Genomic DNA, 26,653 nt, shown 5'->3' on the forward strand with positions numbered 1-26,653 from the left:
CTAAGAAATATAGTCTTTAACAAGAAAAAGCGCCATCACAAGTGACGGCGCTTTTTCTATGTAAGAGCAACTAGAAGATATACTTCTAGCCTACTCCCATTTATAGGTCCAAAATTGTTCAAGTTGCAGCCATTTCAATGTTGCTGCATCTTTGTTTTTATTTTTGCATGTGTTTCTTCAAGCATTGCTTCTGTTTGTGAACGATGCGCGCCTAGTGCAGCTAATTTATGTTCAAATACTTCACTAATATTATTTACAACATCCGGTTCACCGAGCACTGCTTCACGATTTCTCGTAATCGCAACCGCATGAATAACTGGACGTTCTTCTTTTGGCATACGTGATACAGCGCGAACGACAGCGCGGCCAAATGCATCATGATCTGGATGTACGCCGTGTTCTGGATAAAATGTAATAATTCGAGATGGATTTACTTCTTGAATTATCGCTTCGATTTTATCTGCAACGAAATCAACATCTTCAAATTCTAACGTTTTATCATGGAAACCGAGCATTCTTAAATCTTGAATCCCCATCGCTTCACATGCATCTTTTAATTCTTTTTCACGGATATTTGGAATCGTTTCACGGTTAGCGAATACATTCTTCCCCATGTTACGTCCCATTTGTCCAAGAGTACCACATGCATACGTTACAGGTACTCCTTGATCTGTTAATAAGCGAATTGTCCCTCCCGCAGCAAATGCTTCATCATCTGGATGCGGAAATACAACAAGTACATGTCTCTCCATAAGTTTCCCTCCTTCTTACTTAAATGGCGTTAAGCTTAACTCAAGTGCTACCGCTAAGCGACCTTGGTTATCATGCCCTGCTAGTAATAAACGCTCTTTATCGTCTACTTCCCAGTGCGTAATACCTTCTGCATATACCCAGCCATGATCCATTTTCAAACCAACTCGGTATGGGTTTGTTCCAGTTATTTTCCCGCGCTCAAAGCGAATAATTGCATTTCGAATGAATGCTCCAACTGTCATCATCTTTTCATTAAAGTGTGACGCATACGCTCCGTTCGTTGTTTCTAAATGAATATATACATCTTTATTTACAAAACGTTCAATTTCATTTTGAATAAGAGAACTATCTTTTACTATTTCCATCGGAATTCACCTCTTTAAACCATTTTACGCAAAAATAATGTAAATTGCTATCTCTATATTAGAGGACAACGCTCACTTTTCCTAATAATTTGCACTGTGTTTTGTTATTTTTTTTATCATATGTGGAATTCAGAACTTTTCCTTCACTTCGTTAAATAGTTTTCTTTCTTTTTTGAATTTGCTACAATATATTTTATCCCGTATGAATGCATCGGGATACGTTTTGACGATTGAATACATATTTTAAAGAAGGTGACTCGCTTGGAACAATCAGCACATGAAGTAGCAAATTGGCAATATTATTTTGCAATTGCCGTATTTTTAGTCACGTATGGTTTTATTATTTCTGAAAAATTGAATCGTGCTGTAATTGCACTATTCGGTGCTGCTATTATGATTATTTTTGGAATTGTAGATTTACACACTGCTTTCACATCACATATTCAATGGGAAACGATCACCCTTTTAATCGGGATGATGATTCTCGTACATATTACGAGTCAATCAGGCGTATTTGAATTTGTAGCTATTAAAGCAGCAAAAGCAGCTGATGGAAAACCGATTCGCATTTTATTATTACTATCCTTATTAACCGCCGTCGGTTCTGCATTTTTGGATAATGTAACGACTGTTTTATTAATCGTTCCTGTTACATTATCCATTACACGTATTTTAAAAGTAAATCCTGTGCCTTATTTGATTTCAGAAGTGCTGTTTTCAAATATAGGCGGAACAGCAACATTAATCGGTGATCCACCTAATATTATGATTGGATCAGCAAACAAGCATTTAGACTTTAACGCCTTTTTACTTAACTTAGCTCCAATCGTAATTATTATTTCTATCGTTACACTTGGCATTATTTACTTCATGTATCGTAACAAACTAAAAACAACGCCTGAACAAATCGAAAAACTAATGGCGTTAAACGAAAAAGATTATATTAAAGATCAAAGCCTCCTTTTAAAATCGATTACAATTTTAGGACTAACTATTTTAGGCTTTGTACTTCATTCTATTATTCATGTAGATGCTGCCGTTATCGCAATGACAGGCGCTACACTTCTTATGTTAATCGGCGTAAAAGAACATGAAATAGAAGATATATTTGCCCACGTTGAATGGGTAACCATTTTCTTCTTCGCCGGACTATTCGTTCTCGTTGGCGGATTAATTGATATCGGACTTATTTCTTCACTCGCAAAAGAAGTAATCGACGTAACAAATGGTGATATCGGTTTCGCTGCGATACTTATTTTATGGGTATCTGGCATCGCATCTGCGACAATTGACAATATTCCATTTGTCGCAACGATGATTCCTCTTATTCAAGATTTAGCTACTGGCCTCGGATTATCTGTTGATTCGCCGCAAATCGAAGTGCTATGGTGGGCGTTATCTCTTGGAGCTTGCTTAGGAGGAAACGGAACATTAATCGGAGCATCAGCAAACGTAGTTGTTGCTGGTATTGCAAAACGTGAAGGACATGGATTTTCTTATATGGACTTCTTAAAAATCGGTTTACCGTTAACAATCATTGCACTATTGTTATCACATGCTTACATTTATTTACGTTATTTAATGTAGAAGTTGTACTGTATGAAATTCTATCGTCAAATACAAAAGGTTTGCAGCATAGTGCTGCAAACCTTTTTTCATCACCAAAATATACCGATAATTGCTAATCCACCTAAAATCATACCACCAATTTGTCCAACGATTGCTGGTGATAATTGAACACCTTTTCTTACTTCAACAACCGGTCTTTCATGCCTTAATTGCTGCACTTCACTTTGAAGTTGATGTACACTTCCGTGTAATTCTTTAATTAATTCCTTTAATTCAGCGACCTCTTCATTTACTGGTTTACTTTTTTCTAAATTCATTTTTCATGACTCCTTATAAGTTCAATCAGTACATTGTAAAAATTCGCCAATTATCATTATATCTCCTGCATACTACATATATAATTTTGAATGTACTTTCTAACCTTGCAGCTCTATCCATTCATCCCGCAATATCCCCATAATGATACGATCAAAACACTTCCCATCTCTTTGAACCGCTTCTCTCATACAGCCTTCCATCTGAAAACCCATCTTTTTATACAACTCAATAGCAGCTTTATTATAAGAAATAACATCAAGACCGACGCGGTGTAAATTCAATTCATAAAAAGCATATTTTAAGATAAGATAGATCGCTTCTCTTCCATATCCCTTCCCCCTATCATTCGCATCTCCTATACCAATAGCTAATAAACCCGTTCTGTTATTCCACTCTATGCCATGAATTGCAACAAAACCAATTAAGCGATCATCTTGAACTGTCCTTAACATGAAAGAAACACTATTCGATCTTCGTCCCTTTAATAGCCCATCACTCGCTATTTCCTGTAAAGATTGCGGGAATGCTACATCTGTATCAACATTTCTTAAATACTCACTATCTTCCTGCCACATAGCCATTACTTCAGCATCTGCTTCTCTCCTAACTGATAATTTAATCGTTTTATTTTGAAAAAGATTCATTGTCATTTCAAACTCCCCTTTATTAAATAATGGGGATAATTATTCTAGCCTATTTATCCCCTATTTCCATAAACTGCTTTATAAACGGGATACTTACAATAAGTGCTGACATCGGCACATCTCCTCTGCATTAAATTAAATTTATTGTATAATTTTTTATTTATTCTAACAATAAAAAAGACCCTCAAAATTCAGAGGATCTTCCTAACATCGAATCGATATTATTTCGTAAACATTTTCTCCGCTTCATCCATTGCCATTTTGTTACCTAAAGCAGAATAGTCTAGCCATGGTTGGTCATTAATAATGTATATGTGCTTTTCTTTAACAGCTTTTAAGTCTTTCCAAATTGGTGTTTCTTGAAGTTGTTTAAATGCAGCTTTTGCCTTATCGTCTCTATTTACAACAACGAAAATAGCATCTGCATCAAAGTCAGGTAATACTTCTTGTGAAATGACTTCGAAGGGGCGGTTTCCATCAATTTTCTCTACACCATTTGCAGGCTGTAATCCTAAGTCATGGAATAAAATTGGTCCCATCGGTCTTTTCGTACTAAATACACGTAACTCTTTTGCAGTAACGCGAATTGCCATTACTTTTTCGTTATTACCCAGCTCTTTATCTATTAAATTTTTCACTCGTTTTGATTGTTCTTCATAGTCTTGAATATATTTATCTGCTTCTTTCTCACGGTTTACAAGTTTACCTACTTCTTTTAAATGATCTCTCCACGTACCTTCATCTAAATTAAAAGTATGTGTTTTTGCAATTTTTTCGTATTTCGCTAAATATTTGCCAGCATATTTTTCATCCACATAAATTTCAGATGGCTTTAATTGTAGTAATGCTTCCATATTCGGATCTGTTACAACCCCAAGTTTCTTCGTATCTTTCAACTGCTCTTTTGCGTGCGGTAAGAAATCTTTTAAATCTCCACCAATAACAGAACCTACTGGTGTAATTCCTAATGCAAGTAAATTGTTCGTTAAGTGAATAGACATGGAAGCAATTTTTGGATCATTACTTTTTTCCGTTTTTTGCGTTGCCTCTTCATTAGATTTCGTTTGACCACATGCTGCTAATACTAAAATACACATAATGCTAAATAAAATAGTAAGTTTCTTTTTCATATGTTCTCCTCTTTGAAGTAGTTATTTTGTTTTTGTAAGTAAATAAAGAAAATACGGTGCTCCTAAAGCCGCTACTACTACACCAGCCGGAATAGAATTCGGCTCAAATATAGAGCGTCCTATCGTATCTGCGAGCACTAAAATAATCATTCCGATTATGCCAGCTAACGGAAGGAAGTGTTGATAGGTAGTACCTACTAACTTTCTTGCGATATGCGGAGCAACTAAGCCGATAAAGCCAATCACCCCTGCCATCGATACACTTGCGCAAGATAATCCAACCGCTGTAGCTAAAAGTAATAACCGTTCTTTTTGCACAGAAACACCAAGTCCTGCTGCTACACTATCACCTAGTGACAATGCATTTAACGTTTTAGATTTTAGCCACGCATAAGGGGTTAGTATGAAAATCCAAGGTAATAATGCCAGGACATGAATCCAATCCCTTCCCCACACGTTACCAACTAGCCATCTAGAAGCGAATGTATACGTCTCATCATTTAACTTGAGAGAGAAAAATAGCGAAATTGCACTAAAGCCAGCTGAAACTGCAATACCAATGAGAATAAGTCTAATGGGAAGTAAACCTTTTGACCGATCACTCGCAAGTAAAATAATAAGAAATGCAGCTAATACTCCTCCGCCAAATGTAAATAACGGTATTAAAATGGATGCACTCTCATTAATAGAATGAAAGAGAGTAACAAATACGATAAGACCGAAAAATGCACCTGAATGCAACCCTAAAATACCAGGATCTGCAAGTGCATTACGGGATAACCCTTGCAAAATCGCACCGGAAATACCAAGACCAATACCGGCTAACATCGTGATTATTATTCTTGGCATACGATAATCATATAGCACGGTTGCACTCTCAAAATCACCATAACCCAAAAGTGTTTCAATTACTCTAAGTGGCGCTATACTCAGTGTCCCTGTATTTAAACTAATTAAAATTACAGCGATACTTATACATCCGAAGATTGTAGTTACAGTAATAGCTCTCTTTTTATCCGTGTTAAAAAGACCCTTCACTTATAATTCCCTCCCAACTTTACGTGCTATATAGAGGAAGAACGGAACTCCAACAAGAGCTACCATAATCCCTATCGCAAGTTCCTTAGGAGGATTTACTGTTCTTGCCCCTAAATCAGCTACAACTAATAACATAGCTCCTAATAATGCTGACATAGGAATAATGAGTCTATAATTAACACCAACTAATTTTCTAGCAATGTGCGGGATAACTAGTCCTACAAATCCAATAGAACCAACAGCTGAAACAGAAACACCTGCCAGAATAACTACTATAATCATCCCTAGTATTCTCGTTCGGTTCGTTTTCACTCCTAAATTTGTAGCAACATCATCTCCCATTGATATGAGTGAAATAGATCTTCCTAACACTATCGCAAAAATAATCGTTATAAGAATAATAGGGACTAAAAATTTCAAGTGTTCCCACTTAACCCCTGCAACACCACCAGCATACCAAAACGCTAAATCTTGGCTTAAATCATAATAAATCGCAACACCTGAACTTAATGAATGTAAAAGCGCTGCCATAACCGCTCCAGCAATCGTTAACCTCATTGGTGTTAACCCGCCTGATGTTGCTGATCCAATAACAAAAATAAGTACTGTACTTAAGACAGCTCCAATAAAGGAAACAATCATTAAATAGGAATACGGCATATGTGGGAAAAAGGCAAAACTAAGTGCTACTACAAACATCGCACCTGCATTTATTCCGAGTACACCTGCATCAGCTAAAGGATTTCGTGTTACACCTTGCATAACAGCACCAGCAACCGCAAAAGCTGCCCCTACAACTGCTGCACCAATTACTCTCGGGAGCCTTAATTCATAAATAATTTGGTGCTGTGTTAGTTTCGGATTGTAATCCAAAACCGCTACCCACACCGTTTGTAAATGAATATCCTTTGCACCAAATGAAATGGCTAAAAATATAGATCCAATTAAACATAAAATTGTTAAGCTCATGAAACATATGAACTTAATATGTATCCAGCGGTTATTACCAGCATGTACAGTAGACTTATGTAACATGTTTCATTTCATCCTTTATATTCAGTTGTTTTTTATAATTATTTTTTATTTATAATTAATATTGATAATAATTATCATTTTCATTTAGATATTATATCCCCACTTTTTTTAAATAGCAAACTATTTTTTACTTTGTTAAAATATTAAAATACTTATTACAATTCCCTTCTAAAACTTACAAATACATGCAAAATAGACTACTAGCTTATTTTTAAAATCGTAGTATACTTAGTCATTATTTCGAGTTTTCTAACAAACTTATCAAAGGAGACCCAATGTTCTATATAAAACAATTACTACATTTCACTTACGAACAAGCATTATCTTGTTTATTCCCAGTCACTATTTTTTTAACACTAGCCCTTTCAAAAATCATTTCTATCCCAGGGTTATATCGCTATGATTTCATACTCATCGTATGTCTTCTGATGCAGTGGATTATGTATAAAACTGGTCTTGAAACAAAGGACGAACTAAAAGTAATTACTGTCTTTCATTTAATTGGACTTTTACTAGAAATATATAAAGTACATTTCGGTTCATGGAGTTATCCTGAAGAGGCATATTCGAAAATTTTTGGAGTTCCACTTTACAGCGGTTTTATGTACGCAAGTGTCGCAAGTTACATATGCCAAGCGTGGAGAAGATTGCATTTACAAATGCACCATTGGCCAAAAGCCATTTTTGCCATACCGTTAGGAGCTATAATTTACTTCAATTTTTTTACACATCATTTTCTATATGACTTTAGATGGGTATTAACTTTACTTTTATTCATCGTTTTCTTTCGGACATTTGTAGAATTTTCATTGCAAAGCGTTACATATAAAATGCCGCTCGTACTCTCATTTTTCCTTATCGGATTCTTTATTTGGATTGCAGAAAACATCGCTACTTTTTTCGGAGCATGGCAATATCCAAATCAACGAGAAGCATGGAACCTCGTTCACTTAAGCAAAATTAGCTCATGGTTTTTACTCGTTGTTATTAGCATTATGATTGTTACGCAGCTAAAACATTTGAAGGAGTCGAAAAGATAATACTGATTATGTAAAAACAGTTAGCCCCTCGCTCATTAGAGAGTGAGGGGCTTTTTTAGTAATATTTTTTAAACCGTCCCTATCAAAGGAGTTATAAATTTATCATAATTTACAAGAGCATAAGCAGTTGCACATTATGAACTACTACTAGCAGAAGATGTTGCTACAGATGAAGCGGCAATCGTTGCCATCATGGCTGCCTGTTGTGCTTGTATGAGGACTTCTATCATTGTTTGTAAACCTGTGTTAGTAGCTTTACTTTCCTCACCTTTCTGACTTACGAACAGTTGAATAGCAATAAGAATAGTTGTATCTGTATGCCAACGGAACAATTTATCCCCCTGCAATTTTTCAATAAATGCTCGAATAGAATGAATCTCTTTTTCTCCGTCCTCGAGTAACGCTAGTAGCCCGATAGCTGGGTAATGCATCTGTTTTACTTTTACCTTTTCTTGCTTTAACAAATTCCATATATTTGTACATTTTGCAACTAATAGTTCTTCCCTGACATCCTTCTTTAGTGAAAGAATATGACTCAAAAATTGAAGATCATTCCCTTTACGCAAACCAGCTGTCGCTAGTTTCTGATAAAGACGTTCCACTCGGTCCATAAGTGTTTCTACATGCTCTGATTGTCCTGCTAATAAAACTGCGAGCGGATAATCATTTGTACTTGTAAGAAAGAGGTGATCCTTTTTCATGCGTTTATATACTTGCATCGAACGCTGAATATGTGTGCCATGCTGTTCATTTTCTTCTGTTAAAAGCACAGCTGCTGCGAGATAAGTAAATATACTCCGGCTAAAGCCACCAGTGACCAATTGTTCATATAAATCTAAAAACTTCTGAAAAGCTTTCTTATAATCTGTAAAGTGAATATCTAATGTTGCGGCCACTACAAAACGATGATAAGACTTTAAGTATGAAAACATCCCTACCTGATTCTTAATATAACTACTAATTTCTAAAAAACGTCCGAGATCAAACAACTTATCACTACCTGCATACATAGCAGCAATCATCATTGCTGTTCGAGAATCACTCGTTTTCCATTTTAGTTCTCCCTTTAACTGTACATATGTATGTTTATATTGCTCCAACTTTTGCTCTAATGTAATCATAGTATTCACCCCTATTTCTAGTTCTTCTCTATCATTATACGTATATTCCATATTTAGGAATACTATAATTAATAATCACACCATAAAAATTATAAAATTCTCTTATCCTTCTTCATCAGCATCACGATGATAATCCCTAATCCTTCAAGAAGTTATACAAAAAAGTAGATAATAATTTATCTACCTTTTTTTTTTGTATATATTATTTAACATTACACCTGTATTGCTTGTTATATGCAATTAAGACTAAAGAGCTTTAATAATTCGTTCCATCGCCTTCATTTGCCCAAGATGATCCGCTTCATGATAAAGCATCATACCGTAAAGCTCCCCTACTGTTTTTAATCCTAGGAATGGTTCTGGAAGTTTATTTTCAAATACTTCTGCTGGCATTTCGTTAATACGCTTCGCTTGTTCTTTTAATTGAGCCGTTAACACTTCTAATGATGGCCCTTCTGTTTCCCATTTAGATGGTCGTGTACCATATCCAAACATACCTGGGTATTCAGTTGGTAATTGTTTAAATTCTCTTCCAAACATGAAAGTTTCTGCTGCCGTTAACACGTGACCAATATGCCAGCGAATTGTATTGTTAAAGCCATCCGGCTGCGTATCCGCAGTATTATCATCTAACGTTTCCATGAATTTCAGTAATGCTCCACGCGTTATTTCAAATTGTTTTAAACCAACTAGTCTATTCATTTTATCGCTCCCCTTTTTTATGTACAATTTATTATGAACTAAGAGTGTTCAACTTATTAAAGTTTCACCTTGTATAATCTATCAGAAACAATTAAGAAATACACCTAATATGCTTATTAAACATAATAAAAAGGTTCACTCCTCGTAAATATAGAATTACTTACTATGTAAATAAAAGAGGAGTGTACTTGTATGTTACATATTTTAAAACAACAATATAATCTGATTAGCTCTACAAGAGAAACTCTATTTTCGTTTTTTGAAGAAATCCCAGTAGAAAAATTACATAGCACTGTTCCGAATTTCGGAAGCGGTAGTATAATAAAGACGCATATTCATGTAGCCGATTGCTATCGATACTGGCTTGGATCATTCGCATTCAAGCAAAAAAGAGCAGATTTTTCATTTGCCAGCGATTATGAAGTTGAGCATGCAGATGTCGAAAAAGTTCGTACTAGATTTAAGTTAGTAGATGAGGTTGTACTACGTTTTTTAGATGAATATAATGACCGATGGCTCGAAAATATAGCAAATGAAGTTAAATGGCAAAAAGAACCTTGGAGCACAACTCCGCTCTGGCTTTTAACTCATACGGAGACACATGAGTTTCATCATAAAGGACAAATTGTATCAATGGCTAGGCACCTTGGATATACTCCTCCTGATACAGATCTTAGTTAATTCAATGGTCCATGATTACTGAAAAAATTAGAATGAATACAAATCGAGCATGTTTTGAAATCCAATCAAAACATGCTCTTAAAATATGCTATCTTACAATCTCCATATCCTCATCAATACCAAATAGTCTCCGCATAATTATAAGCATCACTATTCGGAATGGCATGTTTCCCCTGCGCTTGTGCCTTTCTTGGATCTAAGTCATATACCATTGGCGTATAGCATGATGTTTTCCCTTTATTTACAACACCATTTCCTCCAGCACTTCCGCAAGTGTATGCCTTTCCATCTGTTTTTCTAACAATCCTTGCATCAGCTTCGTTATTATAAACTGCTGGGCGGGTTACAGTAACTTTTGCCCATGCTGTCTTACAAGTCGTGCTAAATTTTAATTCTACATAAGAATTTGAATCAATCCACTTCTTTTCTTTCGTTACTGCGGATTGATCACAGCTGTTATAGTAAGGACTTTTCCCATCATATGAATGATTTTCTGCGTATGCTTTATCGCTCTATTAGTCGTGCTAAACATACTAGTTACAACGAGTAAAGATAGCAATAAACATGCACTCACCTTTTTTAATAGCTTCATATAATTTCACTCCTTTATTAATAACGTGCTGTTTTACCGTAACCGTTATTAAACGTAACCGCTTCAGCATCTGCTGTATATCCGAAATCTGCAGTTAAATCAAATACCATTCCTGTATACGTGCTCGTTTGACCTGTTTTTATTGTGCCGTTCCCCTGATTAGAAGTAACTGATTTTTGGAATACACCATTTTTATATTTATTTACAACTGCGTACGCATACACTCCTCCCGAAACAGCTGGTGCTGGTTGATCTAAAACAAGCTTAGACCATGCTGCATGACATTTATTACTGTAACGTAAATACACTGTCCCTACTTTTTTACTCCCTTCATAAACTGCTGTAGACTTTGCATTAAATCCATCTGCATCACACGTTGTACTTCCCCCGTATACTTTCGTTGTTGCTGGATTTTTTCCGTCATAATAACTACTTAAATCAGCAGCTGCCAATGTACTTCCTTGGAAACTAAATAATACACCTATACTTGCCGCACTTAACACGCATACTTTCATTAACTTTTTAAACATATTAAATTCCCCCCTCACAATAAGTACGTATACTAAAGACAATCTATCCCCTATGTAAGCCCTCCTTTCACGCTTCCTAGAGGCATCTTACAGAAACGAATAAACGTTGTAAATTCCCTTATGATTATTGGAATATACGAAGAATTTTACTTATCCTTGTAAGAAAAAAGTTGAGAAATACACATTTTATAGCATTCTTAATTTAAAACATAAAAGAACCGATACTTGTTATATTCAAGCATCGGTTCTTTATACAAAATTGCCATTTTTTCTTTTATATAAAATAAATATTTCTCCACTTAATCCGTTGTAAAAAACTCCCTCGTTACATCAATAAATTGTTGCAGTGGCACTGCCATCCATTTATCTTTATGCCAAGCAATTTGTGTATAAATCGGAGCTATTGTTTCTTTTAACACTAACTCCTTTAACGTCCCTTCCCGTATATCTTTTTCTACTACTATTGCTGGCAAAACTGCTATACCTAAATCCGCAATGACACATTGTTTAATTGCCTCGACACTAACAAACTCAATCTTATTTGCTGGATATACGTCTTCCGCACGAAATAACTCTTCAAATAAAGTCCGATATGAGCACCCTAGTTCAGTTAACAAAAGTGTTTCACTCTCTAAATCTTTTATAGAAACGGAAGCCTGTTCGAGTAAACAATGCCCTGGAGCCGCTACTACTTTTAATTCTTCTTTCATAAGTGGATCCACATGCAAAGCATCTTCTGTTTTACATTCGTCCAAAATAAATGCAAGATCGACTTTCCCCTCCATCAATTGTTCCTTCGCATCTTTATTGGAATGCGCTGGTTTAAATATAAGCTTTATTTTGGGGAATTGTATTTTAAACCTCTTTAATATAGAAGGAAGCCTATATGTACATTGACTTTCTTGTGCACCAATTATTAACGTACCTGCTATTTCCTCATCATCTTTCACAGCCGTCTTCGCTTCGTTACTAAGTGCGATTATCTTGTCCGCATATAGTTGAAACTTCCTGCCCGCTTCAGTTAAGAAAAGACGTTTCCCTAACCTCTCAAATAGTGGTGTACCGAGCTCAGCCTCTAACGTTTTAATTTGTGCTGTAACACTCGATTGGGCAAAGTTTAATTTCTTCGCAGTTTGTGTAAAGTTCAAAGTTTCCGCGGCTATTTTAAATGTAATTAATTGTTTTATCTCCATTTATCATCCCTCTTTTCAATCGGTATTTCCGATTGATTTCATCGAAATAATCCTCTTTGTCTATCGATGTTTATATTGTATGATAAAGAGCATCGACAAACAATATAAATGGAGGTATTCCATATGAAAGCACTTTGTTTCGAACAGTTCGGAAATCCGGATGTACTACAATATAAAAAAATACATGATCCAATCATAAATTCAAATGAAATTCTTGTGCGCACGAAAGCAATCGGTTTAAACTTTGCTGATATTTATAGACGCCGCGGTGATTATCATCTCGCTGGTAACCCGCCATATATATTAGGTTATGAAGGGGCTGGTATTGTTGAACAAGTAGGAGCTGATGTTACTACTATCAATCCTGGAGACCGTATTGCATTTGCTGACGTCCCATTTGCAAATGCAGAATTAGTTGCCGTTCCATCAGAAAAAGCCATCCTACTTCCGGATTCTATTTCTTTTGAAACAGCCGCTTCTGTCTTATTACAAGGTCTAACGGCACATTATTTAACGAAAGATAGCTATCAAATAAAACAAGGTGATACAGCTTTAGTCCACGCTGCGGCTGGTGGCGTTGGTCAACTTCTTATTCAAATGATTAAACTACAGGGCGGAACAGTAATTGGTCTTACGTCATCAACCGAAAAAAACAAAGTAGCCACGTTAGCTGGGGCTGATCATGTATTTTTATATACGGAAAAATGGCATTCAAAAGTACTTGAAATAACAAACGGCACTGGAGTAAATGTTGTATATGAATCAGTAGGTTCTACATTAGAGGAAAGTTTTAACGCTACTAAAATTGGCGGTACTGTCGTATTTTACGGAATGGCTGGTGGTAATCCTGCGCCAGTTGATCCGCGTATGCTTATGGATACTTCAAAAACTTTAACTGGTGGAGACCTTTGGAACGCGCTTACTACTTTTGAAGAACGTAAGCAGCGCTCTACTCAATTATTCGATTGGATCACTAGTGGAAAAGTAAACATCGCGAGTCCTACTACATTCGCCTTACAAGATGGTGCTCTTGCACATAAATTATTAGAGAGCAGAAAAAGTACTGGGAAGATTTTATTGATTCCATAATCGTTCATATTTAAAAAGGAAGCTAGAATATATTTCATTGCTTCCTTTTTAAATGTTATTAATGTTCCATTTTGCTTCTTTTTAATAACCCTGTTATTTATATTTTTTATTTCTATACTTCTCTTTCTAGGCCCCTCATTTTTAGGTTTATAAAATAAATGAATCTAAATATTAAAGGAAAGAACAAACCTCCGGATATCAACGACCCAATAAATACAGTATCAATAAAAGAAAAAATCCCAAAGAATAGCATTCCAAAAAAATAAAATACAACTGCACTCCAATAAATAAAACGTGGAAACTTAGTTTGGAACGAATCACCTTTTTTACACGGTTTTCCAAATAAAAAATGAACGAATTTAATCAACATAATCACTTCTCCATATAATTGTTAATATCCTTTTCTTCTTAGAACTGAGCATAAATCACATACTATGTATCTTTTTCTTTGAGTTTTCCGACAACGGGGTTATTAGCTATGTCGAATACAGTAACCTTTTACTCATATTTTTCGCAAAGGCAACAATATATTTTTATTTCAATACAAATCGCCTATCCCCATTATCATGTTGCAATTCAAACAATACTGGATTACTAACAAATCTTTTTAACAAAACGTCTGCCTCATGATCAGTTATTTCATTAGGAATATTAATGCCACTAAATGATGTTGAGGAAATTAGTGTATGAAAATCATATTTAAATTCATAATCACCAATATACGCAAGTGCCAATTGCCCTTTCCATTCAATTTGATACGTCTGTCCTTCTAATCTAGTAAACTTAATATTATGAAAGGCTGACGCATCATGTCCAAGTAAATAAACGTCAAATGCAGTTAAATCTAAATCTAAGTTCTTCTGCTCATCTTCGGATAAAAAATCAATTGCAAATCTCTTCCCATTTAGCAAATCCAAATCAAAAGGCACCTCATCACTTCCTACACGAAACCCTTTAAAATCCCATTCTTCTGATGACAAAGTACAGTTATGGAAGTTGTTCCATACAATCTTCGCGTGCCAGTCATCAACATCTTCTCCATCTTCTTCATCATCATAATCCGCAGTCTCTAAATGTAAATCAAAATACAAACCAGCTACACCATTTAACTCTTCTTCCTCCGCATATTTAAAATGTGCACTCCACTTAAAATTAACAATTCGATGACCTTTAGGCCACGGGTTGTCCACAAAATATATTCGATCCATATTTACACGTTCCTTATTTTGTTTTATTTCTCGTAAACTCACTTAAATTTCGAGATGAAATGTAAGACTAGACTAATAGCCCTCCAATAAGCTGCAAGACAATTTATTGTTCCTACTCTCTTACTATATCACCACAATAATTTTCATAGTGTATTTTTAACAGAATATTCCGATTTAAATTAACAAATGATATACTGAAAAATAAAAGGAAGCTAGATTTTCTAGCCTCCTTTTCTTATCTCTATTTGAGATTTAATTATATTTCCACACTTTCTTTCCCTTTTGCAACATACCTCATATCTCCAACCGACTCGACTGTGTATGTTCCACCTTGATATACAATCTTCGTCACACTAGCATTTTCCACTCCAAGTTTTGTTTTACTACTATCTATCATTTCTATTAAGGCAGTAATCAAAAGCCCATGAACGACAACTAAAACGGTACCGTCTCCATTTGCAGCAGCTTCTTCACTAATTTTATCAATCTCTGTTTTTATACGAGTAGAAAATAATTCCCAATCTTCCGCTTGTTTCGTAGGGTCTGCTGCTCTAATAAGATTAATTACTTCTTGAATAGAAAGCTTCATAAGTTCTTCTGGTGCTGCAACACCCGCAGCTTTTCCAACCGCATCCCACATATTTTCAAGTTTTTCACCTTCAAAAATACCAAAATTTAATTCTCGCAAATTTTTTCTTTTCTCAAGTTTCAATTTTGATTGCTCACTATATTTTAATACTAAATTAGCAGTTTCAATCGCTCGGCCGCTATCGCTACTATACACATTCGTAAAATGAACATCTTTTAATCCTGTTCCTAAATTTGAGGCAACTTCCACACCTTTTTCTACTAACGGAGAGTCTGCCCAACCTTGCGCGCGATGGTTCGTATTTAATATTGTTTTACCATGTCTTGTAACATATAACGTAACTACATTCTCATTGCTATTTGTTTCTCGCTTATTCATTCTATTCTCTCCCTTTACGTTTCTATATCAATTTTACCACCTCAATTATTCATTGAGCAAAATATACGTCAGTAGATCTGCTGAATAAAAAAAGCTATCTTTCTGTATATCTCTACAAAAAGATAGCATCTTTTATGATTACATTTCTTAGCCAATACTTCTACTCAGCGAAAGCACTCGAATATTGTACAATTCCTTCTACACCTTGAAGAGTGTTCTCTCGTAGCTCCATCACCATAAACACTTCATCTGGCACTTCAAATGGCGCTTTTATATTCCACTGACTTGCGCGTTCAAAACCGAATTTCGGATAGTACTCTGGATGCCCTAATACTACAACTGACCCGTATCCTAATTCTTTCGCTTTTTCTAAAGCAGCCGTGATAAGTTTTCCACCAATTCCTTTCTTCTGATGGCTTGGTGCTATTGACACTGGTGCAAGTGCTAATGAATCTACAGTAGTCCCACCTTGTTCTATTGTAATTTTCGATAACATAATGTGACCGACTATTTCCTTATCTACTGCAACGATGGATAACTCCGGAATAAATGCGTCACATTCTCTAATACGTTTTACAAGTTCATGCTCTTTTTTATCACTAAATTCTTCATTTAAAAATGCCTCTTTTACAACTTCTTCTGTCTTTCTATAATCATTTTTTTGTTCTTGTCTAATCGTTACCATTCTATATTATCCTCTATTCTTTCTTATTTCTTTTTGGATTTTACGAAGTGCTTTTTTCGATCCGCGCTCTATATCATGTTGCATTTTTCTTTCTTTATAATCAACAAATAGTGTACTTAAATCGTACCCTTCTGGATATAATTCTTTCGCTGCTACCTCTAAAGTAATGCGTTTTACATTCACTTCAACGAATTCACCGTTATAATATACAACGACGTTATAGAAATTATCTTTTTCCTTATAAAGGATACCAAAATCATCATAATCCAATAAATTCACACGGTCGCCGACTTTGTACTCATAATGAGATTCTCTTTTCGCTTGCACAAATTTCGGTTTTCTAATTTTACTTTCATTCACTTTTTCTATAGCGTATTCTTTATTTCCCATATACTCTTTCGCTCTTTGCAGTACATGTTCTTTTACGTTCATTTTATTCGCAATCCAAAGCGCATTACTTTCACCTGATTTACCGATAACTAATTTATAAAGTGGCTCTAGTGTTTCACTATTAAATTGCATTGCTGCGTTCATAAAATCACCATGCATTTCTGAAAAGCGTTTAATTTCACCGTAATGCGTACTCGCAATTGTAATACATCCCGCAAGGTAAAATTCTTCTAAAATAGATATCGCAAGCGCCGCACCTTCATTCGGTTCTGTACCGCTCCCTATTTCGTCAAATAGTAGTAACGTATTATTATTTGACATCCTCATAATTTCAGACAGATTTTTCATATGAGATGAAAATGTGCTTAGTGCATTTTCGATACTTTGATTATCACCAATGTCTACAAATACATTTTCGAAAATAGCAATTTCCGTTTCTTTATCTCCCGCAATATGAAAGCCTGACATTGTCGCTAATGTTAATAGTCCGATTGTTTTTAACACAATTGTTTTGCCGCCTGCATTTGGTCCTGTAATAATTAAACTACGGTACTCTTGACCAATTTCAAAGTTTAACGGTACAACTTGCCCCGTTAAAAGCGGATGCTTACAATTCATTAAATGAATGTTTCCGTGATCGTTTAGCTTCGGTTCTATTCCATCGATTGATTTACTAAACTTCGCTTTCGCAAATACCATGTCATATTGACTTATCAGTTCCATATTAATTTTTATACTATAAATATTTTCTACTACCATTCCTGATAGTGTCGCTAATATTTGATACTCTTCCATTGCTTCTTCTGCTTTCAAACTTGCTAGTTCCACATTTAGCTTTGTAACCGTATGTGGTTCTATAAATACAGTAGAACCTTTTGCAGAAGCTTCAACAATACTCCCAGCAACTTGATTTTTATAGGAAGATTTAATTGGAATCGTATAACGGTCATCCTTTTTACTAATAAAGAATTCCTGAATAAATTTCTTATTTGCACTACTATTTAAAAACTTCGTTAAACGCTCTTTTATTTTTCCATCTACAGAATCGATATTATTTCGAATTCGTTTTAACTCTTTACTTGCAGCTGCATCAATACTATTTCCTTTAATTGAAAAGTTAATTTCCTCTTCAATGCTTTTATATTCAGTCATTGAATTTGCATAAGAAGCTAATACTGGTGCAAAAAATTCTTTATCTAACATAAACTTTTTAATCTTTCTACATCCACGTAAAAAATCTGAAACACTTACTAATTCCTCTGGATCTAAAATCATCCCTTTTTCTAATTTTTGAATTGTACTCGCGATATTTGAAATTCCGAAAAAAGGCACATGTCCTTCTGCATCTAATATAGTCCTTGCTTCTGTCGTTTCATTTAAACGATTTCTCACTACTTTTATACTTGTACTCGGCTCTAATTTATTTAATAATTCCTTACCTAATCCACTTACACAATAAGATTTCACTATTTCCTTTAATTCGTTATATTGTAGCTTTTCAAAAGTCATCGTATTCATTTTGTTTCTCCTCACTATGATTGATGTTTATCATAAATGAAGATACCTACTCATTAGATCCCAATGAGTTTTACATTATTCAATTACCATTTTTATACATTTAAAACGTATACAAAAAAGCTGCGGGGATACCGCAGCTTTTACATTTACAAGGCATGTGTAATAACATATGAGGAAATAAACCATAAAAAACGAATGGCAATCCTCTCATTACACGCTTTATAAAGTATTGTAGGTATCTTCATAGGTTTCGAAATAAACGCATGACAAAATTAGGGGTATGATATACATAAAAATACCCTGGTCTTATCCGATTTATTTCATTAAATTTTTCCTATTTAATACCTACCGCACTCACAAAAAGCACCTCTCATTAATTTATATTTTATGGTCATTGAAATCTAATTTATTGAAATCATCATACTATATGTTTTGCAAGAAGTAAAGGTGTCATACTTTTATAACTATACAGAATGTAAAAAGAAGAGGAAACTTATATTTCAGTCTACCTCTTCTTTTTCATCACCAATTTACTGTTGAACATATATGGAAACAGAGCCTCCACTTACATGGAATTGCCCCCATCCATCTTTATTAATTGTTACAGTATTTGTTTGATTACCCGTAATATCGTACCATACTTCCCCAGCGTTATTCTTTCCAACATCCATCCACTTTGATCCTCCTGGTCCATCGGAGATTAATGCCGCTAAACCAGACTTAGCATGTACACTATCGCCTTCTCTTGTCCAGCCAATCACATCTGGATGGTCTAAATAATCACGCTGCGTACCATATGCAAAGTTTTTTCGTGCCGTCAAAATTGGATCAATTTTATCTTTTAACGCTGGAATTTCATAACTACTATTTCCGCTTGTCCCATAGTAATCACCATAAAAAACTGAAGGATAGCCCTCTGCACGAGTTAAAATAAATGCATATGCCAGCGGCTTAAACCACGGACTTACTACAGATTCCAATGATTGCCCAGGTTGAGAATCATGATTCTCAACGAGAGTAACTGCGAGTGCAGGATGATTTTTCATTACTGTTCCATTTAAAATATTTCTCATATCATAATTCCCATTTCCTGTTGAAGCATAATGAAAATTGTAATGAAGCGGTGCATCAAATACAGATTGATTATAATTGACTTTCGCCAAATAATTGTTTAAAGTCTGGATATCATTTTGCCAATATTCAGCCACCGTAAACATTTCTTTCCCCGTTTGCTGTCTGACATGATTTACCCAATCGCGTAAATATTCATGATCAATATGTTTAACAGCATCTAAACGAAATCCATCTAAATTTAATTCATTCGCATACCACGTTCCCCAACTTTTCATTTCATTCGCAACATCTGGATGATCAAAATCAAGATCTGCATACATCAAATAATCATAATTTCCATTTTCGCTAGACACTTCCCAGTCCCACGCTTTACCTATACCCCTAAATTTATAAATTCGGTTTAATTTCCTTCCTTCATCCCAATCCGTTCCGTCAAAATGATACCATTTCCATTTGAAATTAGAATAAGCATCTCTGCGCCCTGGAAAGTTAAAACCCGTCCACGCACTAATTTCATAATCACCTGATACTTCAATATTTCGATTGTTACGGTCTACCTCAACAGCTGTTACGGTTTCAGTATAATCAGCCCCACCTTTATGATTCATAACTACATCACCGTATACGTCGATGTTTTGCTTATGTAAAGCGTCAATTGCAGATTTCAACTGTGCCTTTGTCCCATATTTCGTCCGCACCGTACCTTTTTGATTGAACTCCCCTAAATCGTATAAATCATAGGCCCCATACCCTACATCATTTTGCGAAGTCCCTTTATATGCAGGTGGTATCCATACAGATGTGATTCCCTTATGAGCTAAACTTTCAGCATCATAACGCAAACGATTCCAATGATTCCCATCATTCGGAGCGTACCACTCAAAATACTGCATTAATGTTCCATTATTTATCGTTGCTGCTTCCGCCTTATTCCTCCCATATATATTAGGAAAAAGCAAAATAAATAATAAACAGACTACCGTAATCCTTTTCAACATATTTACACCATCCCCTTTAAGAAAACGTTTGCATAATTCATTAAAATTATTATAATATTCGTTCTACAGTTAGTAAAGTAACAATCTTTTAATCTCTCACATTATTTTTCAAAATATGAATTTAACTATTCCACAAGTACCCCCACATAGTTTAAAATTCACATCGTATTCAAAATTGTATACAATTTATCTATAAAAGTATGACGGAGGGATTTCTATGACAGACTTTCAAAAACAATTTTTCGCACGTTTACATATAGAAGAAAAAGAAACCATATCATTTGAAGATTTATCTCAACTTATGTATGGAATGGCGCAAACTGTTCCATTTGAAAATTTAAATGTTCTCGAAAATAACTTTAAAGAAATATCAAAAGAGAATTTAAAAGAAAAAATTTTAGTAAACAACCGTGGCGGTCTTTGTTATGAACTAAATCCTACTATGTATTACTTTCTTAAAGACTTTGGATTGGATGTTTATTTAGTTTCAGGAACAGTTTACAATGCTGCGAACTCTATATGGGCTGTCGATTCCGGACATATCGCAACTGTTTTAAAACATCATCATGAACTTTATTTAATTGAAGTGGGGTTCGGATCATACTTACCTCTTGCACCTGTTCCTTTCTCAGGTGAAGTCGTTCACTCAGTAACAGGAGATTATCGTATTCGCAAAGAAACAACTGAAAAAGGAAATTACATTTTAGAAATGCGTAAAAACAATGAGTTTCTAGATCAATCTTCTGCTGATGATTGGACATTAGGCTATGCATTTTATATAGAAGAAGTGGATGAAACGAAAGCGAATACAGCACAAAAAATCATCGTTGAACATGAGGGCTCACCATTTAACAAAGTACCTCTTATTGTAAAACTTACACATGACGGACACGTTTCTTTAACAAAAGATCGTCTTACAATAACAAAGGACGGTACAAAATCTAAAGAAGAAGTTACAGACGAGCAATATACAAACCTTTTACATTCGAAGTTCGGAATTACACTATAACTGTTTAAGCCTTGCTATTTACAGCAGGGATTTTTTGCAATTTGTTGTATTTCATAGTTATATAGGAATATGACTACACGTTTAGAAAGGAAATGATTATGACAGAACTTAAAGATCGATTACAAGTACCCGATAATGAAAAATGGAAGTTAACAGATATTTACGATACGATTGATGATTGGGAAAATGATTATAAAAAAATAGAAATGTTAACAATTGAACTAAAAGAATTTAATGGAGATATTCACGATGGCAATCGTTTATTAGCTTATTTAACAAAGAGTGAAGAAATATCTAGCATATTATCTTTAATGTTCGCTTATGCGCGATTACAATCTGATCTTGATACACGCGATACTGACGCCCAATCCCTTGTCGATAAAGTATCACAATTACATGTAAAGGTAAGCGCAGCGAAATCATTCTTCTCCCCATTCTTACTTAGCGTAGAAGAAAACACTTTACACTCTTACATAGAAGAAACGGAAGGGTTACTATACTATAAAGAAGACTTATTTGAATTATACCGTTATAAAAAACACGTATTGAATACGGATCAAGAAGAAATTTTATCCCAAATGGGTGAAGCACTTTCCTCTCCGCAACATACATTTGGTATGCTAAATAATGCAGATATATCATTTGGTGAAGTGACGAATGATGATGGAAAGAAAGTGAACTTAACACGTGGAATGTATTCGAAGTTAATAGAAGATGAGAATCGTGAGAAACGTAAAGAAGCTTATAAGGCATATTACAAACCGTATGTTCAGTTAAAGAACTCAATCGCTTCTACATTATCTTCTGCTATTAAAAATAATGTTACTGTTTCAAAGCTAAGAAAATATCCATCAGCTTTAGAGAAATCATTATTTGGCGATATGGTTCCGAAAGAGGTATATGAAAACCTAATTGATACAACGAAAAAAAACATTCAAACATTACATACATACAATGAAATTCGTAAAGAAAAATTAAATGTAGACGAACTAAGACAATACGACTTAAGCGTCGATTTAGTACAAGGTGTAAAACAAGACATTCCATATGACGAAGCGTTTGATACTATGATTGCATCACTTGCTCCTTTAGGAGAAAAGTATATTGAAACATTAAAAGGTTTTAAAGATAAACGATATATAGATGTGAGAGAAACACCTGGAAAACGTTCGGGTGCTTATAACTTTGGGGTATATGGCGTTCACCCATTCATTCTTTTAAATCATCACGATGATCTAAATAGCCTTTTCACACTTACTCATGAGTGTGGTCACGGTATGCATACGCATTATTCACACGGATACCAACCAAGAATTTCTGCACACTATTCCATTTTTGTTGCAGAAGTCGCCTCTACAGTAAATGAAGTGTTATTAATTCACTACTTATTAAAAGAAGCGAAAGAAACGAACGTACGTAATCATTTAATTAACTACTTTATCGATAGCTTTAAAGGTACTTTCTTTACACAAATCATGTTTGCAGAATTTGAAAAAATCACACATGAAATGGCCGAACAAGGTAAACCATTAAACGCCCAAGTCTTTAGCGAAATTTATGAAAAGCTATTTAGAGAATATAACGGTGATTCACTTGTATTTGATGAAGAAGTAAAATATGGATGGTCTAGAATCCCTCATTTCTATCGTCCATTTTACGTGTACAAATACGCAACTGGATTCGCCTCTGCCATTCAAATTGCCGATAAATTATTAAGCGGTGATCCAAATGCACAAAAAAACTATATCGAATTCCTTAAAGGCGGAAGTTCTGACTATCCATTAAACCTACTGAAAAAAGCTGGTGTTGATTTAACTACGCCAGAACCGATTGAAAGTGCATTAAATCGCTTTACTCAACTTGTTGAAGAGTTTTCAGCATTATAAAAAAAGCATGCAGAGTATATACTCTGCATGCTTTTTTCATTCGAATCACTTTATTCTACATGTTGCTGCGTCACACAATGAATCATACCACCATACGCATACAGTGCATTTACATGAATACCAACGATTCTTCTTCCTGGAAACTGCCCTTCAATGATTTGCAGTCCTAACTTATCATGTTCATCACCGTATATAGGAACCAATACAACTTCATTTCCAATATAGAAATTCAAATACGAACCTTTACAGTCTGCCTCTTTTACCACTTTTCTTGTTACTGGTACTGGGAGGAGTTGAAATGGACTTCCATCTATATTTCTCGCTTGTCGCAATTCTTGATAATGCTTTTCTTGCGCATCCAAAAGGTACGCCTCTCCTTCCCCGAAAGGATCATATTCATAAAGAATCGTATTTTCATTTACAAAACGTGCTGCCCCATCAATATGATAATCCGTATCTTCATCATAATTATCTTCACCACGAATACCAGTTATCCATATAAAATTCGTTACCCCTAAATACTTCGTTAACTCCATTTCAATCTCTTCCTGACTTAGTGTAGGATTTCGATTTTCATTTATAATAGAAGTTTTTGCCGCCATTAAGGTCCCGTTTCCGTTTATCTCTATTCCTCCACCTTCTAGACAAACACTTGCTGCAACTTTTGGGATACTATACATTTCACTTATTTCGTCCGGAATAACAGCATCATTTTCATACGGATATTTATCCCCCCAACCATTAAAAATCCAGTGCGTTAAGCAGAGATTTTCTTCCTTATCTTTTACAAATATCGGTCCATTATCTCTTATCCATATATCATCAGTTTCTTGAACTAAAAAATCAATTTTATCCATATTTACGTTCTCTTCAATTAGCTTCGATTGGACATGTGTTTTTTCTTCTTCATCATATACAACAATATGCACATTCTCTCCGTAATGAAGCTCCTTCGCCATCGTTACCCAAATATCATCTAACTTAGCTCTGTAACCTTCACCTCTATGCGTTTTATCATGAGGCCATTGGAGCCATGTCCCCTCATGTTTCTCCCATTCTGCAGGCATATAAAACAAACTATTTTCTATATTTCTCATACATGTTCACCCCTTCTCTAAATGTAAGTCCAGTCTATACTTTGACATCGTGTTAAGGTCAACAACAATATATTCATTTGCTTGTAACTACTTCATAACGTTACTCTTTATTCTCCCTTGTGATACACTACTTCTCCTTGTAAAACTGTCATTAATACTTTCACACTCGGAATCTTATCGACACTCATTTTAGTAATATCCTCATTTAGTATTACGATATCAGCCGATTTTCCTACTTCAATTGAGCCAGTAATCTTATCAAGTCCTAGTGCCTTAGCTGGCTTAATTGTATAAGCATCAATAGCAGCCTGTACATTAGACAAGCCTTTCTCATCAATACTTAATGCGTTCGAAATCGTCACAAGTGGATTCAATTCATTTACATCCCAATCACTACTAAGTGATACATTTGCACCTGTTTTCCAAATTTGTCCTAACGGCATAATTCGTTTCATTTGCTGGGCTGTAAAATACGTACTTGCCCAGCTTTGTTTAGGATCTTCCGCAAAATCATGACCGACTTGAAAATCAGCGCTAACTCCTAAATGAGCAAAACGCTTCATATCACTATCTTCTACCATTTCCACGTGCGTAAGCGTATACGGCTGTTTTGCCCCTTCTTTTTTCGCTGCTTCAATTGCATTTAAACTCTCTCTTACTCCACTATCTCCAATTGTGTGAATAAGTGCACCGTAACCAAGTTTATTAAGTTCAGTTAACCACCATTTCATTTTTTCTTCTGGAATATAGTTCAAACCATACGGGGTTCCTTTAAACCACTCAAATTTATATTTTTCAAGCGTTTTCGCTGTACTGTTAATACTAATTCCATCACTATACATCTTCACTTGATTAATAAGCATGCGTGATGACAAATCATCTCGCTTAATCTTTTGGAAATACTCGATTTGTTCTGCTTCATTTAAGTTCGGATACACCCACGGACGAAGTACTACCCGTGACGTTAACTTTTTCTCATCATTTACTTTATTCCAAACATCTAACCAGCCTCGTTTCCAATAGAGACGTCCATCCCCCACTGTAGTAATACCATTCTTCGCAACTTCATCTAAGCCGTCCAGCAAACCTTCATAATTTTTTTCGAACAAATTCGGTTGGGCATTCCATGCTTTTTCCATTACGATATCTCCAGCTGTATCATAAAGAATACCAAACGGTTCTCCTGTTTCTGGATCCCGAATAATTCTTCCACCTTGTGGATCTTTCGTATCTTTATTTATCCCAGCCAACTCCAATGCTTTCGAGTTAACCCATACAGAATGAGAGGTTCTTTCCATAATTATTACTGGGTTATTAGGAAATAGCTCATCAAGAACTTGTAATGGCGTTTGTTGTTCTGACTTTTCATCCATATTTTTTAACAGCTCTTCCAAACTAAATCCTGTTCCACTTATCCATTCCCCATCTTTCACATCTTTTTTACAAGCATTTAAATACGAGCGTTGTTCTTGCAACGCAGCATCTGGTGAGACACTACAATTCCCTGCTGCTGGTGATTTCGCTTCAAAAATATGATTATGATTATCCACAAAACCAGGAAGAAGTTGACGTCCTTGTAGATTTATCACTTTCGTATCTTTATTAATCAATTTTTCTACATCCTTATTTGAACCGACAAAAGTAATTTTCCCATCTTTAATCTCTATAGCTTCTGCCATTTCTTGCTTTTCATTAGAAGTGTAAATTGTACCATTTTTAAACACTACATTTTTGGGCAACTGACTAGGTAGAGCAGAGCTACCATTCTCACCTTCTCCTACTTCAGGCGTACACGCTGAAATCCATACCATACTTAGAATCAAACAAATAATCATGATTTTTCTTTTCATATTCTTTCTCCTTTTTATTATGATAAAATGAAACTTTAATCAGTGGTGGACTCCATCCCTCACTAATTATTTGCCCACATCCATCAGGCTTTTACGGACAGCCTGACTCCCAAAAAATAGCGGGATAAATTGCTTTCGTATATAGAATAAGGATTGACATAATGTTAATGT

General features: G+C 35.0%; 24 protein-coding genes and 2 pseudogenes. 6 read left to right on the plus strand and 20 right to left on the minus strand.

The genetic code is table 11. From position 1 onward, the window contains the following. Positions 1–90: 90 nt before the first annotated feature. Together bshB2 and BTOYO_RS03410 are read right to left on the minus strand one after the other, a co-directional pair. A pseudogene (gene bshB2 / locus BTOYO_RS03405) lies at positions 91–752 on the minus strand (bacillithiol biosynthesis deacetylase BshB2). 15 nt (positions 753–767) lie between these two features. Then, a complete protein-coding gene (locus tag BTOYO_RS03410) occupies positions 768–1,118 on the minus strand; it encodes a YojF family protein (protein WP_000407039.1) in 351 nt (116 codons plus the stop codon). A gap of 261 nt (positions 1,119–1,379) precedes the next feature. Here BTOYO_RS03410 and BTOYO_RS03415 point away from each other — a divergent pair, with 261 nt between their 5' ends. Beyond that, entirely contained in the window at positions 1,380–2,705 is a 1,326-nt protein-coding gene (locus BTOYO_RS03415) for an ArsB/NhaD family transporter (protein WP_000438005.1), read from the plus strand. A gap of 71 nt (positions 2,706–2,776) precedes the next feature. Here the strand turns inward: BTOYO_RS03415 and BTOYO_RS03420 are convergent, their stop codons facing one another. The 5 genes from BTOYO_RS03420 to BTOYO_RS03440 form a co-directional block, all read right to left on the minus strand. Next, positions 2,777–3,004: a coiled-coil domain-containing protein gene (locus BTOYO_RS03420; protein ID WP_001047523.1), complete on the minus strand. Its 228-nt coding sequence runs from the start codon at positions 3,002–3,004 to the stop codon at positions 2,777–2,779. Positions 3,005–3,103: 99 nt separating this feature from the next. Next, positions 3,104–3,655, minus strand: a complete 552-nt coding sequence (locus BTOYO_RS03425; protein WP_000178488.1) for a GNAT family N-acetyltransferase — start codon at positions 3,653–3,655, stop codon at positions 3,104–3,106. Between the two features lie 215 nt (positions 3,656–3,870). Further along, positions 3,871–4,779, minus strand: coding sequence for an iron-hydroxamate ABC transporter substrate-binding protein (locus BTOYO_RS03430; RefSeq protein WP_000728201.1), 909 nt, complete (start codon positions 4,777–4,779; stop codon positions 3,871–3,873). Between the two features lie 21 nt (positions 4,780–4,800). Next, entirely contained in the window at positions 4,801–5,817 is a 1,017-nt protein-coding gene (locus BTOYO_RS03435; protein ID WP_000677203.1) for a FecCD family ABC transporter permease, read from the minus strand. Beyond that, entirely contained in the window at positions 5,818–6,852 is a 1,035-nt protein-coding gene (locus BTOYO_RS03440; RefSeq protein WP_000902729.1) for a FecCD family ABC transporter permease, read from the minus strand. 275 nt (positions 6,853–7,127) lie between these two features. Here BTOYO_RS03440 and BTOYO_RS03445 point away from each other — a divergent pair, with 275 nt between their 5' ends. After that, complete coding sequence (locus BTOYO_RS03445) at positions 7,128–7,892, plus strand: DUF817 domain-containing protein (RefSeq protein WP_000499379.1); 765 nt, start codon at positions 7,128–7,130, stop codon at positions 7,890–7,892. A 134-nt stretch (positions 7,893–8,026) separates the two neighbouring features. Here the strand turns inward: BTOYO_RS03445 and BTOYO_RS03450 are convergent, their stop codons facing one another. Beyond that, the gene (locus BTOYO_RS03450) at positions 8,027–9,064 is read right to left on the minus strand and encodes a DUF4003 domain-containing protein (protein ID WP_002039050.1); all 1,038 of its coding nucleotides are present in this window, start codon (positions 9,062–9,064) and stop codon (positions 8,027–8,029) included. Between the two features lie 195 nt (positions 9,065–9,259). Further along, positions 9,260–9,715 carry a DinB family protein gene (locus tag BTOYO_RS03455; RefSeq protein WP_001081128.1) on the minus strand — a complete coding sequence of 152 codons (456 nt, stop codon included), beginning with the start codon at positions 9,713–9,715 and terminating at the stop codon, positions 9,260–9,262. A 192-nt stretch (positions 9,716–9,907) separates the two neighbouring features. On the opposite strand from BTOYO_RS03455, the gene BTOYO_RS03460 reads away from it, so the two are divergent. After that, the gene (locus BTOYO_RS03460; protein ID WP_000902390.1) at positions 9,908–10,396 is read left to right on the plus strand and encodes a DinB family protein; all 489 of its coding nucleotides are present in this window, start codon (positions 9,908–9,910) and stop codon (positions 10,394–10,396) included. Between the two features lie 113 nt (positions 10,397–10,509). Here the strand turns inward: BTOYO_RS03460 and BTOYO_RS25895 are convergent. The 3 genes and pseudogenes from BTOYO_RS25895 to BTOYO_RS03470 all read right to left on the minus strand — a co-directional run bounded on the left by BTOYO_RS25895 (position 10,510) and on the right by BTOYO_RS03470 (position 12,711). Then, positions 10,510–10,988 (minus strand): annotated as a pseudogene (locus BTOYO_RS25895) (DUF2690 domain-containing protein). 17 nt (positions 10,989–11,005) lie between these two features. After that, positions 11,006–11,518 (minus strand): DUF2690 domain-containing protein, encoded by a 513-nt coding sequence (locus tag BTOYO_RS03465; protein WP_000473738.1) that lies wholly within the window; start codon positions 11,516–11,518, stop codon positions 11,006–11,008. 299 nt (positions 11,519–11,817) lie between these two features. After that, positions 11,818–12,711, minus strand: a complete 894-nt coding sequence (locus BTOYO_RS03470) for a LysR family transcriptional regulator (RefSeq protein ID WP_000403865.1) — start codon at positions 12,709–12,711, stop codon at positions 11,818–11,820. Positions 12,712–12,834: 123 nt separating this feature from the next. Between BTOYO_RS03470 and BTOYO_RS03475 the strand changes: the two genes are divergently transcribed. Continuing rightward, the gene (locus tag BTOYO_RS03475; protein WP_000645250.1) at positions 12,835–13,800 is read left to right on the plus strand and encodes a quinone oxidoreductase family protein; all 966 of its coding nucleotides are present in this window, start codon (positions 12,835–12,837) and stop codon (positions 13,798–13,800) included. A 112-nt stretch (positions 13,801–13,912) separates the two neighbouring features. Here the strand turns inward: BTOYO_RS03475 and BTOYO_RS27915 are convergent, their stop codons facing one another. The 6 genes from BTOYO_RS27915 to amyS all read right to left on the minus strand — a co-directional run bounded on the left by BTOYO_RS27915 (position 13,913) and on the right by amyS (position 20,640). Next, positions 13,913–14,170, minus strand: a complete 258-nt coding sequence (locus tag BTOYO_RS27915) for a hypothetical protein (protein WP_000905653.1) — start codon at positions 14,168–14,170, stop codon at positions 13,913–13,915. 163 nt (positions 14,171–14,333) lie between these two features. Further along, positions 14,334–15,008: a hypothetical protein gene (locus BTOYO_RS03485; protein WP_000375147.1), complete on the minus strand. Its 675-nt coding sequence runs from the start codon at positions 15,006–15,008 to the stop codon at positions 14,334–14,336. Between the two features lie 256 nt (positions 15,009–15,264). Further along, positions 15,265–15,975, minus strand: a complete 711-nt coding sequence (locus tag BTOYO_RS03490) for a histidine phosphatase family protein (protein WP_001042060.1) — start codon at positions 15,973–15,975, stop codon at positions 15,265–15,267. Between the two features lie 160 nt (positions 15,976–16,135). Further along, complete coding sequence (locus tag BTOYO_RS03495) at positions 16,136–16,660, minus strand: GNAT family N-acetyltransferase (protein WP_000256477.1); 525 nt, start codon at positions 16,658–16,660, stop codon at positions 16,136–16,138. A gap of 6 nt (positions 16,661–16,666) precedes the next feature. Further along, positions 16,667–18,568, minus strand: a complete 1,902-nt coding sequence (locus BTOYO_RS03500) for an endonuclease MutS2 (protein WP_001095216.1) — start codon at positions 18,566–18,568, stop codon at positions 16,667–16,669. 530 nt (positions 18,569–19,098) lie between these two features. Further along, positions 19,099–20,640, minus strand: a complete 1,542-nt coding sequence (gene amyS / locus BTOYO_RS03505) for an alpha-amylase (RefSeq protein WP_000919645.1) — start codon at positions 20,638–20,640, stop codon at positions 19,099–19,101. 217 nt (positions 20,641–20,857) lie between these two features. Here amyS and BTOYO_RS03510 point away from each other — a divergent pair, with 217 nt between their 5' ends. Then, positions 20,858–21,649 (plus strand): arylamine N-acetyltransferase family protein, encoded by a 792-nt coding sequence (locus BTOYO_RS03510; RefSeq protein ID WP_000129201.1) that lies wholly within the window; start codon positions 20,858–20,860, stop codon positions 21,647–21,649. A 98-nt stretch (positions 21,650–21,747) separates the two neighbouring features. Beyond that, a complete protein-coding gene (gene pepF / locus BTOYO_RS03515; protein WP_000137587.1) occupies positions 21,748–23,535 on the plus strand; it encodes an oligoendopeptidase F in 1,788 nt (595 codons plus the stop codon). Between the two features lie 50 nt (positions 23,536–23,585). Here pepF and BTOYO_RS03520 read toward each other — a convergent pair whose 3' ends face one another. Together BTOYO_RS03520 and BTOYO_RS03525 are read right to left on the minus strand one after the other, a co-directional pair. Next, positions 23,586–24,632, minus strand: coding sequence for an agmatine deiminase family protein (locus tag BTOYO_RS03520; RefSeq protein ID WP_001244196.1), 1,047 nt, complete (start codon positions 24,630–24,632; stop codon positions 23,586–23,588). 107 nt (positions 24,633–24,739) lie between these two features. Next, complete coding sequence (locus BTOYO_RS03525; protein ID WP_000823350.1) at positions 24,740–26,482, minus strand: amidohydrolase; 1,743 nt, start codon at positions 26,480–26,482, stop codon at positions 24,740–24,742. Between the last annotated feature and the right edge of the window lie 171 nt (positions 26,483–26,653).

It is taken from the genome of Bacillus toyonensis BCT-7112 (genome assembly GCF_000496285.1).
GTDB lineage: Bacteria > Bacillota > Bacilli > Bacillales > Bacillaceae_G > Bacillus_A > Bacillus_A toyonensis.

Excerpts from the sequence above, each read along its gene's own strand:
- BTOYO_RS03410 (WP_000407039.1), bottom strand. The coding sequence starts at position 1,118 with ATGGAAATAGTAAAAGATAGTTCTCTTATTCAAAATGAAATTGAACGT.
- BTOYO_RS03420 (WP_001047523.1), bottom strand. The coding sequence starts at position 3,004 with ATGAATTTAGAAAAAAGTAAACCAGTAAATGAAGAGGTCGCTGAATTA.
- BTOYO_RS03425 (WP_000178488.1), bottom strand. The coding sequence starts at position 3,655 with ATGACAATGAATCTTTTTCAAAATAAAACGATTAAATTATCAGTTAGG.
- BTOYO_RS03430 (WP_000728201.1), bottom strand. The coding sequence starts at position 4,779 with ATGAAAAAGAAACTTACTATTTTATTTAGCATTATGTGTATTTTAGTA.
- BTOYO_RS03440 (WP_000902729.1), bottom strand. The coding sequence starts at position 6,852 with ATGTTACATAAGTCTACTGTACATGCTGGTAATAACCGCTGGATACAT.
- BTOYO_RS03445 (WP_000499379.1), top strand. The coding sequence starts at position 7,128 with ATGTTCTATATAAAACAATTACTACATTTCACTTACGAACAAGCATTA.
- BTOYO_RS03450 (WP_002039050.1), bottom strand. The coding sequence starts at position 9,064 with ATGGAATATACGTATAATGATAGAGAAGAACTAGAAATAGGGGTGAAT.
- BTOYO_RS03455 (WP_001081128.1), bottom strand. The coding sequence starts at position 9,715 with ATGAATAGACTAGTTGGTTTAAAACAATTTGAAATAACGCGTGGAGCA.
- BTOYO_RS03460 (WP_000902390.1), top strand. The coding sequence starts at position 9,908 with ATGTTACATATTTTAAAACAACAATATAATCTGATTAGCTCTACAAGA.
- BTOYO_RS03465 (WP_000473738.1), bottom strand. The coding sequence starts at position 11,518 with ATGTTTAAAAAGTTAATGAAAGTATGCGTGTTAAGTGCGGCAAGTATA.
- BTOYO_RS03470 (WP_000403865.1), bottom strand. The coding sequence starts at position 12,711 with ATGGAGATAAAACAATTAATTACATTTAAAATAGCCGCGGAAACTTTG.
- BTOYO_RS03475 (WP_000645250.1), top strand. The coding sequence starts at position 12,835 with ATGAAAGCACTTTGTTTCGAACAGTTCGGAAATCCGGATGTACTACAA.
- BTOYO_RS27915 (WP_000905653.1), bottom strand. The coding sequence starts at position 14,170 with ATGTTGATTAAATTCGTTCATTTTTTATTTGGAAAACCGTGTAAAAAA.
- BTOYO_RS03485 (WP_000375147.1), bottom strand. The coding sequence starts at position 15,008 with ATGGATCGAATATATTTTGTGGACAACCCGTGGCCTAAAGGTCATCGA.
- BTOYO_RS03490 (WP_001042060.1), bottom strand. The coding sequence starts at position 15,975 with ATGAATAAGCGAGAAACAAATAGCAATGAGAATGTAGTTACGTTATAT.
- BTOYO_RS03495 (WP_000256477.1), bottom strand. The coding sequence starts at position 16,660 with ATGGTAACGATTAGACAAGAACAAAAAAATGATTATAGAAAGACAGAA.
- BTOYO_RS03500 (WP_001095216.1), bottom strand. The coding sequence starts at position 18,568 with ATGAATACGATGACTTTTGAAAAGCTACAATATAACGAATTAAAGGAA.
- amyS (WP_000919645.1), bottom strand. The coding sequence starts at position 20,640 with ATGTTGAAAAGGATTACGGTAGTCTGTTTATTATTTATTTTGCTTTTT.
- BTOYO_RS03510 (WP_000129201.1), top strand. The coding sequence starts at position 20,858 with ATGACAGACTTTCAAAAACAATTTTTCGCACGTTTACATATAGAAGAA.
- pepF (WP_000137587.1), top strand. The coding sequence starts at position 21,748 with ATGACAGAACTTAAAGATCGATTACAAGTACCCGATAATGAAAAATGG.
- BTOYO_RS03520 (WP_001244196.1), bottom strand. The coding sequence starts at position 24,632 with ATGAGAAATATAGAAAATAGTTTGTTTTATATGCCTGCAGAATGGGAG.
- BTOYO_RS03525 (WP_000823350.1), bottom strand. The coding sequence starts at position 26,482 with ATGAAAAGAAAAATCATGATTATTTGTTTGATTCTAAGTATGGTATGG.